General features: G+C 46.3%; 15 protein-coding genes. 4 read left to right on the forward strand and 11 right to left on the reverse strand.

The genetic code is table 11. From position 1 onward, the window contains the following. Positions 1-5 precede the first annotated feature (5 nt). The gene (locus ASC49_RS13530; RefSeq protein ID WP_055463793.1) at positions 6-1,259 is read right to left on the reverse strand and encodes a sarcosine oxidase subunit beta family protein; all 1,254 of its coding nucleotides are present in this window, start codon (positions 1,257-1,259) and stop codon (positions 6-8) included. A gap of 500 nt (positions 1,260-1,759) precedes the next feature. Between ASC49_RS13530 and ASC49_RS13535 the strand changes: the two genes are divergently transcribed. Further along, positions 1,760-2,809 (forward strand): GlxA family transcriptional regulator, encoded by a 1,050-nt coding sequence (locus tag ASC49_RS13535; RefSeq protein WP_055463794.1) that lies wholly within the window; start codon positions 1,760-1,762, stop codon positions 2,807-2,809. Positions 2,810-2,891: 82 nt separating this feature from the next. Here ASC49_RS13535 and ASC49_RS13540 read toward each other — a convergent pair whose 3' ends face one another. The 8 genes from ASC49_RS13540 to ASC49_RS13575 form a co-directional block, all read right to left on the reverse strand. Further along, positions 2,892-3,299, reverse strand: coding sequence for an OsmC family protein (locus ASC49_RS13540; RefSeq protein ID WP_055463795.1), 408 nt, complete (start codon positions 3,297-3,299; stop codon positions 2,892-2,894). A gap of 19 nt (positions 3,300-3,318) precedes the next feature. Further along, positions 3,319-4,131: an indole-3-glycerol phosphate synthase TrpC gene (trpC, locus tag ASC49_RS13545; RefSeq protein WP_055463796.1), complete on the reverse strand. Its 813-nt coding sequence runs from the start codon at positions 4,129-4,131 to the stop codon at positions 3,319-3,321. A gap of 14 nt (positions 4,132-4,145) precedes the next feature. Continuing rightward, entirely contained in the window at positions 4,146-5,195 is a 1,050-nt protein-coding gene (trpD, locus tag ASC49_RS13550; RefSeq protein WP_055463797.1) for an anthranilate phosphoribosyltransferase, read from the reverse strand. A 10-nt stretch (positions 5,196-5,205) separates the two neighbouring features. Next, a complete protein-coding gene (locus tag ASC49_RS13555) occupies positions 5,206-5,784 on the reverse strand; it encodes an anthranilate synthase component II (protein ID WP_055463798.1) in 579 nt (192 codons plus the stop codon). 427 nt (positions 5,785-6,211) lie between these two features. Beyond that, positions 6,212-6,439: a TM2 domain-containing protein gene (locus ASC49_RS13560; protein ID WP_055463799.1), complete on the reverse strand. Its 228-nt coding sequence runs from the start codon at positions 6,437-6,439 to the stop codon at positions 6,212-6,214. A 13-nt stretch (positions 6,440-6,452) separates the two neighbouring features. Beyond that, positions 6,453-6,746, reverse strand: a complete 294-nt coding sequence (locus tag ASC49_RS13565) for an NINE protein (RefSeq protein WP_055463800.1) — start codon at positions 6,744-6,746, stop codon at positions 6,453-6,455. Positions 6,747-6,968: 222 nt separating this feature from the next. After that, on the reverse strand, positions 6,969-7,934 hold the full coding sequence (locus tag ASC49_RS13570; protein ID WP_055463801.1) for a PDR/VanB family oxidoreductase: 966 nt from the start codon (positions 7,932-7,934) through the stop codon (positions 6,969-6,971). 9 nt (positions 7,935-7,943) lie between these two features. Further along, positions 7,944-9,032, reverse strand: a complete 1,089-nt coding sequence (locus ASC49_RS13575) for an aromatic ring-hydroxylating oxygenase subunit alpha (protein ID WP_055463802.1) — start codon at positions 9,030-9,032, stop codon at positions 7,944-7,946. Between the two features lie 189 nt (positions 9,033-9,221). Here ASC49_RS13575 and ASC49_RS13580 point away from each other — a divergent pair, with 189 nt between their 5' ends. The 3 genes from ASC49_RS13580 (at position 9,222) to ASC49_RS13590 (ending at position 12,644) form a co-directional block, all read left to right on the forward strand. Beyond that, positions 9,222-9,938, forward strand: a complete 717-nt coding sequence (locus tag ASC49_RS13580; protein ID WP_055463803.1) for a GntR family transcriptional regulator — start codon at positions 9,222-9,224, stop codon at positions 9,936-9,938. A 105-nt stretch (positions 9,939-10,043) separates the two neighbouring features. After that, the gene (mgtE, locus tag ASC49_RS13585) at positions 10,044-11,375 is read left to right on the forward strand and encodes a magnesium transporter (protein WP_055463804.1); all 1,332 of its coding nucleotides are present in this window, start codon (positions 10,044-10,046) and stop codon (positions 11,373-11,375) included. A gap of 51 nt (positions 11,376-11,426) precedes the next feature. After that, positions 11,427-12,644: a mechanosensitive ion channel family protein gene (locus ASC49_RS13590; protein WP_082443845.1), complete on the forward strand. Its 1,218-nt coding sequence runs from the start codon at positions 11,427-11,429 to the stop codon at positions 12,642-12,644. A gap of 75 nt (positions 12,645-12,719) precedes the next feature. Here the strand turns inward: ASC49_RS13590 and ASC49_RS13595 are convergent, their stop codons facing one another. Together ASC49_RS13595 and ASC49_RS13600 are read right to left on the reverse strand one after the other, a co-directional pair. Beyond that, positions 12,720-14,741: a TonB-dependent copper receptor gene (locus tag ASC49_RS13595; RefSeq protein WP_055463805.1), complete on the reverse strand. Its 2,022-nt coding sequence runs from the start codon at positions 14,739-14,741 to the stop codon at positions 12,720-12,722. Between the two features lie 40 nt (positions 14,742-14,781). After that, positions 14,782-15,171: a DUF2946 domain-containing protein gene (locus ASC49_RS13600; RefSeq protein ID WP_162265215.1), complete on the reverse strand. Its 390-nt coding sequence runs from the start codon at positions 15,169-15,171 to the stop codon at positions 14,782-14,784. Positions 15,172-15,244 lie beyond the last annotated feature (73 nt).

A 15,244-nucleotide genomic window follows, 5' to 3' on the forward strand; every position in this document is an offset into this window, starting at 1 on the left:
CCCCGTTAGTGTGCTACGCCAGCTGCGCCGTGCTCATCGATAAGCGCGCCGTTGTGGAATCGGAACATAGAGAATGGCTTAGCCAACTCGTGCATTTCGCCTTTAGCAAGAGACGCTGCGAATACGTTGCCAGAACCAGGTGTTGCTTTAAAGCCACCAGTACCCCAACCACAGTTGAAGAATAGGTTCTTAACAGGCGTTTCCGAAATGATCGGACATGCATCAGGACATGTATCTACGATACCACCCCATTGACGGTTCATGCGTACGCGGCTGAAGATCGGGAACATTTCAACAATCGCTTGGATTGTGTGTTCGATCGTTGAGTAAGAACCACGTTGGCCGTAACCAAGGTAACTATCAATACCCGCACCGATTACCAAGTCACCTTTGTCAGACTGAGATGCGTAACCGTGTACGTGGTTAGACATGACTACTGTATCTAGGATTGGCTTGATTGGCTCAGACACCAATGCTTGCAGCGGGTGAGACTCAAGCGGTAGTTCGAAACCAGCTTTCGCCGCCATCACACCAGAGTGACCAGCAACAACACAACCCACGCGGTCTGCTTTGATGTCGCCGTAACGGTCAGTTTTCACACCAACAACAGTGCCGTCTTCAATGATGAAATCAACTACTTCTGTTTGTTGGATAAGGTCAACACCGTGCATGTCAGCACCACGTGCGAAGCCCCAAGCCACAGCGTCGTGACGTGCGATACCCGCACGAGGCTGCCAAGATGCACCAATTACTGGGTAGCGAGCATTTTCAGAACAATCCAACGCAGGAACGATTTCTTGAACTTGCTTAGCATCTAGCACTTCACCATCGATACCGTTTAGACGGTTTGCGTTTACACGACGCTCGATGTCACGCATGTCTTGTAGCGTGTGACCTAAGTTTAGACAGCCACGCTGAGAGAACATCACGTTGTAGTTAAGATCTTGAGATAGGCCTTCCCACAATTTCATTGCGTGCTCGTATAGGTGAGCCGCTTCGTCCCATAAGTAGTTAGAACGAACGATTGTTGTGTTACGTGCTGTATTACCGCCACCTAGGTAGCCTTTTTCAATTACAGCAACATTGGTTACACCAAACTGTTTTGCTAAGTAGTAAGCGGTCGCTAGACCGTGACCACCACCACCAACGATGATGACATCGTATTTTTTCTTCGGTGTCGGGTTGCGCCAAACCCGTTGCCAATTTTCATGATGGCTTAGACTGTGCTTTAACAAGCCAAATCCGGAATACTGCTGCATTGTGTCAGCTCCTTATCATGGCAGCCTATTTTAAGACTGCATTACAAAGTGGTAATACTAGCGATAGACTGGGTAGTCGGCGCGGGAGGCGCTTTTACTTGCTCTTTCACTGCGTTGATTTTCTCTTCTGGTTATCTCAATGATTGAAACAACAGAGTTAGATCCGTCTGAAACCTGCTTTATCTAGGCGACCCAAAAGCCGACAAAGAAGGTTCACGTCATTGCGACTGTCTCTCAATAATTGCTACTTTTATGAAGAAACAATTTACGAGAGAAATACTATGAAAACCACCCTTCTGCCACATTCTCGTATGCGTCATATAGATGGTTATTTACGACAGTAAAAATGCAGCATTTCCAGCCATGCCAAATGTGCTAAATTACTAGGTTGCATCAACATTTTCACGTTAAATACGCACAAGAGCCTTACCTTGGATTCCCGTTTCTTTTAAACTTGCACAATTACTGACGAAATCCCCTTTCAGGAATCACAGTTACAAATGACCCAAACCTATCACAAGAAACACTTTAGCCCATCGAACGTAGATCATAATCACGCTCATGTTATCTCTCATGAGCATGAAAACAAACCGATCACGATAGGTTTCGTGCTACTAAACCATTTCTCCATGGTGGCCTTTACAGGGGCTGTTGATGCGCTCGTCACAGCTAACCTAGTACAAACAGAAAATCTGTTTGATTATGCAACCCTTAGCCTTTCAGGATCTTCCGTTGTAAGCGATTTAGGTATTGAAATCGCAACGGGCACAAGTATAGAAGAACAATTACAGAGCGCCACTCAACCGTTCGATGTTTTAATCGTTTGTGGTGGATATCGTTGCCAATTATCAGAACAGCATAAGTTAACTGAATACCTAAAGTCTTATCATAAACAGAACGCTTACTTAGGCGGCTTATGGAATGGTGCCATCGCTCTAGCCCACGCAGGACTGACAAATAAGACCCGTATAGCGGTTCATCCAGACAACCACCCCTATGTCCGTGAGCATTTCCAAGATACCGTCATTGCCAAGGAAACCTCTGTCCTGGATGGTCACATCCTTAGCTGTTCTGGCCCTGTGAGCGCCCTAGCCATGATGCTCGTTCTGGTAGAGCACTTGCAAGGTAACCGTATTGCACGCGCAGTAAAAGAAATTTTAACATGCGACCAACTGTCTGAAAGCACCGTCACACCGATCACACAGCCTACAGATGACGCAAAATACCCAGAAGCGCTGAAAAAAGTACTGGAGTTAATGCGTAGCAATATCGAGGAACCCCTCACCTTAGAAGAACTACTACACTATGCGAGCGTATCGCGTCGACAGCTAGAGAGACTATTTCAAAACCATTTAGAAACCAGTCCATCTCGTTACTATCTTGAGCTGAGAATCACCTATGCACGACGCCTGTTACAACAGACCAACAAGCCAATTATCGAAGTAGCTATTGCCAGTGGTTTTGTCAGCTCAAGTCACTTTAGCAACTGTTTTAAAGACTACTTCGGCGTCGCACCCAGTAATTTCCGTAAACGCTCTAACCAGCAGTAATACTTACTTTACCTACCTAAAAACGTAAAAAAGGCCTCAAATTGAGGCCTTTTTGATACTTTTTCAGTTATTAAGCAATAGCTTATTCAACCTCAACCACTTCGTAACTGTGCACAATATTGACGCCACCGCGTTCAAGCATCAAGGATGCTGAACAGTATTCTTCAGCGGATAATTTCACCGCACGAGCGACATGACTCTCTTTGATATTGCGTCCTGTGACAACGAAATGCACACGAATTTCAGTAAAAACAGATGGCACAGAATCAGCTCGATCTGCATCAATATGCGCTACGCAAGACACCACATCTTGGCGTGCCTTCTTAAGAATATTGATGACATCGTAAGATGTACAACCACCTAGGCCGGCCAAGATCAACTCCATTGGTCGTGGACCAGCGGTTTGATTGCCATCGATCTCAACTTTAAAACCGGTACCCGTTTCTGCCGTAAAATGTACGTCTTCTTGCCAAGCAACACTTGTCTTCATGGTGTTAATCTCTCAAATCTTATTTAAACAATTCCGCAAGCTTGTCGCCTGGATTGTCAGCTTTCATAAAGGCTTCACCCACTAAGAAAGCATGAATGTTATTTTCACGCATCGCCGCCACATCGTCACGAGTATGGATTCCACTCTCAGTCACGATCAAACGGTCTTTTGGCACATCGTTCATCAACTCAAAGGTATGCTGCAAACTTAGTTCAAAAGTGTGCAAGTCACGGTTGTTAATACCTAACAACTCAGTCTCGGTATATTCTAGCGCCAATTCTAATTCAGGACGATTATGCACTTCCACAAGCACATCCATCGACAAATCACGGGCCATTTGATCCAACTCTCGTAATTCTTTACCCGTCAAACAAGCGGCAATTAGAAGAATACAGTCAGCACCGATAGAACGCGCCTCCATCACTTGGTAGGGATCAACAATAAAATCCTTACGAATGACTGGCAACGAACAAGCAGCGCGAGCCTCCACTAGGTAGTCTTCATGACCTTTAAAGAAATCATGATCGGTCAGAACAGATAAACAAGCCGCCCCACCCTTTTCATAGGATACCGCGATGTCTTTTGGCAAAAACGGATCACGCATAATGCCTTTGCTTGGCGAGGCTTTTTTGATCTCAGCTATAACGCCCGCTTTACCTTGACCAATCTTACGTCGTAACGCTGCGGCAAAACCACGCGTCGGATTATGTGCATTCGCTGCCGCTGCCGCAATTTCTAGGTTCGCGTAAGAAGTACGTGCTTGGCGCTCAGCAATCTCTTCGTACTTGCGCGCGATAATATTCTTCAGAATCGTTGGAGTTTCGACTTGCATATTAACTCTCTGTCTTAATTCGCTGTTTCAGTAGTATCAGGCATGTAGCAACGAGAGAAACTCGCTAATTCTTGCACCTTAATTTTTGCCAAGCCGCCACAAATTACATCTTCTGCAATCGCCACCCCTTCAGCTAAGGAGTCTGCTACACCAGACACATAAATTGCCGCCCCAGCATTCAAAGATACAATATCACGGGGCGCGTTTTCTTTGCCCTTGCCTTCCAAAGCAAACTTAAGCATTTCAAAGCTCGCATCAGCGTCTTCAGCTTGTACTAGCGATAAAGGTTGGCGCACCAAACCAAAATCTTCCGGCGTAACCTCGTACTCAGAAATTTCGCCATCTTTTAATTCTGCGACATAAGTCTTATCAGAAATACTGATTTCATCCAACCCATCCGCAGAATGCACCACCAGCACATGGCTGCTGCCCAGCGCTTTTAAAGCCTCAGCAATGGGTCGCACCCACTCTTTGGCAAACACGCCCATCACTTGGCGCTTTGCGCCAGCAGGGTTAGTCAAAGGACCCAATAGATTAAAGATAGTACGAGTAGCCATTTCTTTACGTGGCGCAATCGCATATTGCATCGCTGAATGGTAATTGGGAGCAAACATAAAGCCCAAACCAAGCTCTTGCACACTGCGTTTTACTTGTTCACTGTTTAAACCCAAGTACACGCCTGCTTTTTCAAGCACATCAGCACTGCCAGACTTAGATGAAACAGAGCGACCGCCATGTTTCGCTACATGCGCACCCGCTGCCGCTGCCGCAAAAGAGGCTGCGGTGGAAACGTTAAACAGATTGCCGCCATCGCCACCAGTACCGCAAGTATCAACAATCTCATCGCCGCCTAGGTCAACCTTAGTGGACAGTTCACGCATTACTTGGGCTGCCGCTATGATTTCTTCGACCGTCTCACCTTTCATACGCAAACCAATTAAAAATCCGCCAATCTGCGCATCGGTTGTTTGGCATGTCATGATGCTCATCATCACATCACGCATTTCATCGCCAGTTAGGTCTTCTTTATTCACAACCTTGGCAATCGCTTGTTTAATATCCACCAGCCAACTCCTAATGTTTGAAAAAGTTGTCTAACAGAGCGTGACCATGCTCTGTCAAAATCGACTCGGGGTGAAACTGCACCCCTTCAATGTTCATAGTTGTGTGTCGTAAGCCCATGATTTCATCCAACTCACCCTGTTCATTTTGGGTCCACGCGGTGACTTCCAAACATTCAGGCAAGGTTTCTTGCTTCGCCACCAAAGAGTGATAGCGAGTTACGTTGTAAGGATTTGGCAAATCACGGAACACACCGATTCCCTTATGGTACACCTTAGAGGTTTTGCCGTGCATTACTGTTTTTGCACGAATCACATCTCCGCCAAATACTTGAGCAATGCTCTGGTGACCAAGGCAAATACCTAACACGGGGATTTTACCAGCAAAGTATTGAATCGCTTCTAAAGACACGCCCGCTTCATTGGGCGTACAAGGTCCAGGCGAGATCACAATATGGCTTGGCGCCAAAGCTTCAATATCTGCCACTGTTAAGGTGTCATTTCGACGCACATCCACGTCATAACCCAACTCACGAATGTATTGCACCAAATTGTAGGTGAATGAGTCGTAGTTATCGATCATCAAAACCATAGATTTTAAACCACTGATATATAAAGCTTTTTAGACAATCAGCCCAATGGTATCCGCCATGCTTTTGGCAGCATATTAGAAAGAGGGAATTTGAGCTCGGTCAATACTACATGATTGTCAGAATGAGCGCTATTTCGAAGAAAAATTGAAAGGGAAGGAACATGCAGTCTTACGAGTAGAACTACTGCTTTAAGGAAAGCGTTCAAATCTATCCTAGACCTCTGGACAGAGAAAAATCAATTTAAAGGGCAACAATGTTTGTAAAAAGATAGCTGCTGTGCGCATATCCAGATTCAATAATACAGTAATCCAACGCACAACAACTTCATATTAAAAGATATCAATTGAGTAGTGAAATGCAGAAACCTTTTCAAGAAAAGATAAAAAAGACAACATAAAGTCAGTCAATAAACTTCAATGACACGTTTTATGACTTAATTCGACGCCCAAAAACGTCTTTAAAGTTACCTGTTGCTATCATCACAAAATCAACAATTGTCCAAATACCCAGTCCACCAAGGGTAATCAACATTAAAATACCTGTTACAATTTTTCCGGCGTAAAAACGGTGCGCGCCAAGACCGCCCAAAAAGAAACAAAGCAACAATGTTGGCACAAAGCCTTTATTACTTTTCTCTATGGAAAAATCATTCATGTTATAGTCCTTTTTAGTTCAACTCTTGCCCTGGGTAGTAGACGTACTTGCCTCTTCCATCCTTGATGGACCCAGTCATAAGCATAATAGTTACAATTAAAGTATGTATTGCATCAATAACAAAAAATAGCAACGCAAGAAGAAGCTGATCTGTGAAATAGAAATATAGAGTGAAGCAAAAAAGAGAGAGGTCAATAACGCCTTCAGCGTAACGCCCAAGGTAAAATTGATGAATACCTACAACACCAAAAACCCCAGACAATGATACGGCGATAGCGTAGCTTTTTGACGAAGCAAGCCCTTCCATACTGTTCCTTTTCTATTCCATTAGCGAAAGCTTGACGAAGCAATTTTGATCGAATTATATAATCCAAAATATAAAAGTCAAAATTTAATACCTTAGTAGGCTTTAAAATTTTTATACTAAAACTATTCCACCCCTAATTAAAATAAAACCATGTTGAGATAACTACTAAGATCTAAAAATGCTAGATAGATATCTAGCATTTTCATTTCACTCCACAAATAACTAAATATCCAGTTCGATCAAGCCACCCGCTTCTTTAGCACGGGAACAGCAAGTCAGCATTTGCTTGCCTTCGGCTTTCTCTTGCTTGCTTAAGAAGACATCACGATGTTCGATATCACCGCTGATTACATTGGTTAAACAAGTACCGCAGACCCCTTCACAGCAGGAGACAGGGACAAAAATAGCGTGTTCATCCAACACATCGGTAATCGATTGGTTTGCCGCGACATCAAGTATCTGCCCTGTGCTAGCAAGCTTGATTTGAAAAGCATGGTTATCTCCGTGATCCACATCCATGGCTGGGGCGGCGAAGAATTCACGATGCACGCGTTCTTCCGGCCAGCCTAACGCCTCAGCGTACTCCAGCACGCTAGCGATAAATTCAGCTGGGCCACAGACATACAAGTCCGAATCCGCCACATGCTGACTCAGCACCGATTTAACATCCATACGGCCAGAAGATTGCGGCTCACTACTAAAATGGAAATGCATTTTATCGGCAAACGAGGCTTGCTTTAGGATGCTACTAAACGCCGCTGTACGGGGCGATTTACCACAGTAGTGAAACTCAAACGGCGTGCCTGCGCACTGCAGGGTTTGCGCCATCGGTAGTAATGGCGTCACGCCAATACCACCCGCGATCAACAAGGACTTAGCCTCTTTGCTACGCAGTGGAAAGTGATTCTTTGGTTCACTAATCTGAACCACATCGCCGATATCTAAAGCATGCACTTCTTCTGAACCACCACGGGATTGCGGGTCTTTGAGCACAGCAATTTCGTAAAAACGCGGATCCGACTGCAAACGGCACAAAGAATACTGACGCAATAGACCACTCGGTAACTTGATATCAATATGCGCGCCCGCTTCAAACGGGGGCAAAGCACTGTCATTAGCTTTGCCCAGCACTAAGCGCACGACTGCGGCCGCTTCTTCTACTTTATTCAGTACAACAACTTCGATCATAACGTCACCTTAGAAAGAAATTGTTTGTAGTGGCACGTCTTTTAGAGCCACTTTGGCTGCACTTTCCGCTTTGATCAGACGCTCAATCACACGACGAGACTGCACACCACCGGCGTCGATATTGAGTTTTAACAAGTCGTAGTCTGGGAAGGCTTTAAGGTTGGCCTGTTGATATTCAAGCACTTCCAAATCTTCCTTAAAAATACCGCCTTGGCCTTCTCGGATTTTATCAGTGAGCGCTTGATCATCTGCTTTGAAGCTACGCGCCATGCCCCAGAAGTACCACATAGTGTCCTCTGTTTCAGGGGTAATAAAGTCTACTACTATGCTGCTGGCTTTGAATTCTTTCGGCGCATCAAACCCTCCTTTACCCTCTAAAGCAACGCCCACATCAATCATGACATGAGAAGGAGGTGTGAAACGACAACGCTGCCAGCGATCAACAGGGGCATCTTTTGGTAGACCATTCGCTTCTAGCGCAGCTTGCCAAAACGGCGGCGCTGTGATGTTTTCCATGGTACGACTGGTGATAACTTCATCACCATTTACTTTGGTATCCACTGGGGATTCGTCAATTTCTTTTTGACCAATGCTTGAAGCATGAACATAAGTCTCGTGGGTCAAGTCCATTAGGTTATCAATCATTAAACGGTAGTCGCAGTTAATGTGATACAAGCCACCACCGTATGCCCACTCATCGCTGATTGCCCATTCTTGCACTGGGATCAAATCAGGATCCGCAAGATCTTGATCACCCGGCCACACCCAGATAAAGCCGTAGCGCTCTTCCACCGCAAACGCTTTCATACAGGGAAAGGCTTGCACACGCTGCAATGGCATTTCTTTGGTTTTGCCGTCTGCTCCCATTTTTAAACCATGGTAGCCGCAGACTAAAAGGCCGTCTTCAACATAACCGAGTGACATGGCTGCGCCACGGTGTGGGCAGAAATCACGCACCGCGGCGATTTCATTGGCAGAAGGACGGTAAAAAGCGATGCTTTCGCCACAGATCTTACGGCCTAGCGGCTTCTCCGTACCGATTTCATCCGACATTGCTGCCACATACCACGTGTTTTTTGGGAAAGTTAACTGGCTCATAATTTTCTCCTAATGTGTTATTTTTGTTTTGTAATGGATCCAATATAGCGGCAATGACACCGATTTGCCCATAAAAAAAACGCAAAAATGGATCCAATAACTAGATATACCTCCTTTTAAAACGCTTTTTTAACTCTATACTTTGATTAAAAGAACATAATTGGATCCAAAACAAGGCCACCTGTACTCATGCAAAAAACACAGAGCAATGTTGTTACCACTCTACGTCAAATGATTCTGGATGGAGAACTGGCCGCAGGCTCACGCCTAGCAGAAATTCCCACCGCAGAAAAACTCGGGGTATCGCGCACACCAGTACGGATCGCCTTTCGTGCTCTAGAGCAAGAAGGCTTGCTAACCAAGCTACCGGGAAGAGGATACGAGGTGCGCTCGGTGTCCGTGGCGGAAATAATAGGGGCAGTAGAGGTTCGTGGCGTATTAGAAGGCTTGGCAGCCCGCCAAGCCGCCGAGCGAGGTCTAAGCGAAGCTCATCGAAGCGAGCTACAGACTTTATTAGATCTTGGTGATGAGATTTTGGCGGGTGATCAATTAAATGAAGCCGATCTTGAACGTTATCAACAAATGAACAAGCGCTTTCATGACATTGTCATCGAAGCCGCTCATAATCCCGCTATACAAGCTGCCTTGAGCCGTAATGAGCATTTACCCTTTGCCTCATCGAGCGCTTTGGCGTTTGATAAGAAACAAATGAGCAAAGAAACCAAGCGCTTCGAGTTCGCCCACCAGCAGCACCATCATGTATTTTATGCCATGGTGAATGGCTTTGGTTCTCGAGCAGAAGGTATTATGCGCGAACACGCCAATGCGACACTGGGCTATATTAATAGTCCAAGAAATCCTGATGAATTAACCGTCATTAGTGAGCGAGATAGCTCTCGGAATTGAAAAAGCCCTGTAAACCAACGCTTTTATCGATGCTTACTTCATTGATTCTAAAGATGAATTCGCTCAAACTGATAGCATTAATAAAGACGTATAAGGGGCAAGCCAATGTCCAACCCGATTGCAGAACTAATTGAGCTATTGACTCAAGAGAACATTTCCAACGACGCCATCAATAAAGCCATCAGCTCGATGCCGCCGGATGACGTCGCCCTTGCCCTAGAGTCCATCCCTGTCTCCCAACGCCGCTTTGTTTGGGACAGTATTAAGCAGACTAATCGACTCGACATCTTAGTAGAGATGCGTGGTGAATCACGCTTGCTGCTCTTAAAAGAGCTTAACGATATTGAAATCGCTGAGCTGTTTTCTGACGTGGATGCAGAAGACCTGCTTGAAATAGCGGATTCGCTTCCCGATCAAATGATCGAAATTGCTTTGCAAAAAATGGATGCAAAGCAGCGCGAATACTACCAACAGGGTGTTACCTACGAGGAAGATGAAGCGGGGCGTTGGGTTGATCACGAGCTAGTTGTGGCCGCACAAACCATCCGTGTTTCAGAAGCCATGCGTTTATTTCGTCGCGCTTCGGCTCCCTACTCAGACACTATTTATTTAGTCAACCGTACGGGGCGCTGGGTCGGCTGTGTGCATTTTCATGCATTACTCAATGCTCAACCCCATGAGCATGTTTCCGGTTTAATGGAAGAAGATTACCCCTTTATTGATGCCGAAACAGATGTTATCAAAGCGGCCGATTTACTGGAAAAGAGTGAAGTATCGGCATTGCCAGTGCTGGATAAAAACCAATTATTAGTTGGCCGCTTTCACGCTGGGCATGCACTTGAAGCCCGACGCCTTGAGCAAGAAGCGGTGCAGATGTCGAATACCGGCCTCGACGAAGACTCGGACTTATTCTCGCCGGTAAAACGCAGCGCTGCGTCCCGTGGTATTTGGTTGGGCATTAACTTACTGACAGCCTTTATGGCGTCGGCATTTATAGGGTTGTTTGAAGCCACACTTGAACAAGTCGTGGCGTTGGCGGTATTAATGCCCATTGTGGCTTCCATGGGCGGTATCGCCGGTAGCCAAACCTTAACTTTGATTGTGCGTGGTTTGGCACTCGGTCAGATTACCCGCGCCAACTTCAGTTCCCTGTTAAAGAAAGAGCTTCAGGTAGGCGGTTTAAACGGTATTGTCTGGTCAATTTGTATCGGTGCAGCCGTGTTATTCTGGTTCCAAAACCCAATGCTCGGTTTTACGATTGCGATGGCTATCGTTATTAATATCTTAATGGCTGCACTTTCTGGCGTCATAATCCCTGTGGTTTTAGATAAATTGAAAATCGACCCAGCCCTATCTGGCTCGGTAATTCTGACCACAGTGACAGACATTGCCGGTTACATTGCCTTCTTAGGCTTGGGTACCTTACTACTTTTGTAATAAGGCAACTTGTAAACTGTTACTTGTTAAACTTTAAAGGGATCAACAAGCATGACTTGGGAAACCATTCAGCCATACTTGGGTTTTGGTGATAGCCCGATGCACTGGATCGTGAAGGTGTTTATCGTAGTGTTTGTCACTCTCACCTTAAACTTCGTTATTGGTCGTTTATTACTTCGTATTGACGACAAACTTCAGCGTACACGTACGCCTTGGGACAACATGATCGTCGAGGCAGCCATGCCGCCTCTGCGGTTATTTATCTGGCTGATCGGCCTTAGCATTGCGGCACAGATTTCAGAAAACCAACTGGATGAAGAATTTACCGCAATTGTCGTAAAGATTCGTCAGATTGGTGTGATCGCCATCATCGCTTGGTTCCTTTTGCGCTGTGTAAAAGGCATTGAAACCACTTTGATTTCTGGTCGCGCCAGCAACAAGCCCGTGGACTACACGACGGCTAGTGCCATTAGTAAACTATTGCGCGCAGCCGTGATCATTACCGCTGCCTTGGTGATTTTACAAAACCTCGGCTACAGTATTTCTGGTGTATTAGCCTTTGGTGGTATCGGTGGTATCGCCGTGGGTTTTGCTGCCAAAGACCTATTAGCAAACTTCTTCGGTGGTTTGATGGTATACCTAGATCGCCCTTTTAAAGTCGGCGACTGGATCCGCTCTCCAGATAAGAATATCGAAGGAACAGTCGAACATATCGGCTGGCGTCAAACGCGTATTCGCACCTTTGACAAACGCCCTCTGTATGTACCAAACGCGACCTTTTCCACCATTTCGGTAGAAAACCCATCTCGTATGTCACATCGTCGAATCAACGAAACCGTTGGTGTGCGTTACAATGATTTTAGCAAGCTAGCGCAAATTCTAGATGACATCAAAGAAATGGTCGGCAAGCACGATGAGATTGATAACAACGAAATCTATATGGTGAACTTTAACCAGTTCGGCCCATCGTCTTTAGACTTCTTTATCTATGCTTACACGCGCACTACCAACTGGGCGAAGTACCACGAAGTGAAGCAAGATGTCTTATTCCAAGCCATGCAAATCATTGAACAACATGGAGCCGAAGTCGCCTTCCCGACACGCACTTTGCATTTATTTAATGAACAGCAAGACACAGGGGAAGAGTTCATTTCCAACACCGCTAAGCCGGCCGCTAAGCCAAAAATTTCCGCGAAGCATTCGCGCCAAAACGGCAACGAAAACCAAGCGGATACCTCCCAAGTGGGTGACGAAGAAACCAACCAGTAACAACACTCACCCATCTAGAAAAACGGGGCATCAAGTGATGCCCCGTTTTTTATTCATAGCTCAAAGCTCAATGCCTTAGAAAGAGGCGTTCACACTGGCCCAAACCGTTCGTCCAGGCTCATTAAACGCGGTATCAGCAGCATAACCAAACGCTGAGCTACCCGCTTTATTCAAGTGTTCGCTATAAGTGCGATCAAACAAGTTGTCGATCCCTGCACGCAATGTCACCACCCGATTCAAACGGTATTCACCATTGATATCAAAGGTGGCAAAGCTAGACGACTCGGCGAAGTCATAGCCCACCACGTTACCCTGATCAAGTGCCACACGATCTTGCTTAGCGACCAAACGCACAACCGAGTTTACTGCCCACGCTTGCTGCTCATAGGTTAAACCCAGTTTCGCTTCCAGTGGCGCAATTTGCGGTAACGCTTCATTGCTGTCTCGATTTTCACCCCATGCGTAAGCGATCGAGCCATTTGAACTCCAGTTATCGCTCAACTGATAACGAGCCCCGGCTTCCGCCCCTGCAATGTAACCATCTACATTACCTACTTGCGTGCCATTCGAGTAATCAAACAAAATATAGTCGTTCACAACTCCCGCATAACCTGACAGCCACCAGCTTAGATCCTCTACTTGGTAGTTGATCCCTAAATCTATCTGTGCTGTTTTCTCAGGTTGTACTCCAGCGAAGGCATTTACATCACCAGATAAGCTAGCATTACTTGGTTTTAGCTCCCAGTAATCAGGGAAACGTTCCACATAGCCCAAGCCCACATACGTCGTTGCAGGCATACTACTTAGATCGGTTTCTAGACGCATGAAGCCACTGACCAAGTTATCCGAACGCTCCTGCCCTGCTGTCGCCGTCGTCATCAGTTCATCGGTGGCGCTCACTCGATCAAAACGCAAACCAGATACCAGTTGCTGAGTATCATTCATAAACCAAGTTAACTCTGAAAAGAGGCCAGCTTGCTCACTGGTGTAGTCCGTCATGGTTTTCGCCATGTTTAAACCACGACGATGCTCTTCTTCCTTAGCATCTACCCCTAAGATCCATGAGTAATCACTCCAGTCCCATGTAGAGGCCACACGGCCGCTACGCGTACGGCGGTCTAATTCCATCGCCATTGGCATCATTGGCGGCTCTCGTAAGGTGAAGTTATCCATTATATGATCGGCGTAGCCGTAGTTAAATTGCGCTTCCAGCTTGCGCCAGTTTTCGCCCAGATTTTGTTTCTCAAAACGCAGCGCTGCGGTTTCACGCAAAAACTTAGTTCCGTCCATGCTGCGTCCCGCGTATTTGGATTCACCGTCACCACGACCCACTTCTAATTCAAGCAGAGTGTCTTCGTCCGGCGTCCAGCCGACGGCCGCACTGGTGTTCCACTTATCCCACTCAGAAGGCACCACCTCGCCGTTACCATCGTCGTAATCATCCGCTCGTGAATCATTCGCATCTAAGCGGAGGTAGCCTTTTTCATTACCCAAGACGCCATCAATATGGCGGTCAAAGCGATTATTACTGCCCACTAATGCGCTAGCATTTAAACGGTAGTCTTGCTCAGAAAAATCTTCTTTAGCTCGTTCAAAACGCACTGTGGCTGCCGATGCCCCAGGCCCCCATAGTACCGTTTGAGGACCTTTGATAATTTCCACTTCATCGTAAGAATAGGGGCTAATGTAAGCACTTGGATTATCCATACGATTAGGGCAGGCTCCTGCCATCTGCGCGCCACTGGTCAAAATCGCCAAACGGGACCCAAACATCCCCCGGAACGTCGGGTCACCATTAGTTCCCCCATTACCAATCGCTGAAAAACCGGGAATTTGTTCCAATACTGTCGCACCATCAGTCGCGGACTGTAGGACAGGGGTTTCTTGTAAATTCACGCGAGTAATCACTGGTGCTTCCATTTGTGGAGCACTGACCACAATAGCATTCGATAAGGCGACTTCTTGTGCCAGTGCATGATTGGCAAAGGCCACTGCGATGGTTAATGGTGCCAATGCCAATAATGGGCGGCGTGCGATAAGTTGAGGACGTGCAGTATTCGCTGGACGTGCGTATCCAGCCACAAAAAATTGCTTCATTGTTACATCTCTAATTCAGTTAATAAAAAAATTAAAACGGTTAACTGATCAGAGCAGGTGGCGCGCGATTGGGGGCATGGGCAAACAAGGCCTTATTACGAAAGGCGCTGCGAACCGGTACGACTGGACCAGCCTCCACCAAGCTATTTGCAGCGGTGAATTGAGGCGTGTAGACACTTAAGAAGGGAAAGTGCTGAACGAGAGAACAGTACTCACACTGCTCATACCAAGCGTGATTATGATCGGCTCCATGATGTCCGTGAGACATGGCGCTCGTCGCCACCTCATCACCACAAACCCAATCGGCCATTGCCGCTTGATGGGATGCAGCGCTAATCTGTCCTACCAATGGGCCAAACGTCAGCAACAGCATGGCCAACAGGCCAATGCGCGCAAGTTCGTTTGCTCGGGTTAGGAAAGTTTGCAACATCGACAACATCATCACTCAAAGTTTAAGCGTGCAGGATTCTAGCCAAAAAAAATGGGCTGGTCATGTCCATTAC

The organism is Marinomonas fungiae, from assembly GCF_001418205.1.
Classification (GTDB): Bacteria; Pseudomonadota; Gammaproteobacteria; order Pseudomonadales; family Marinomonadaceae; genus Marinomonas; species Marinomonas fungiae.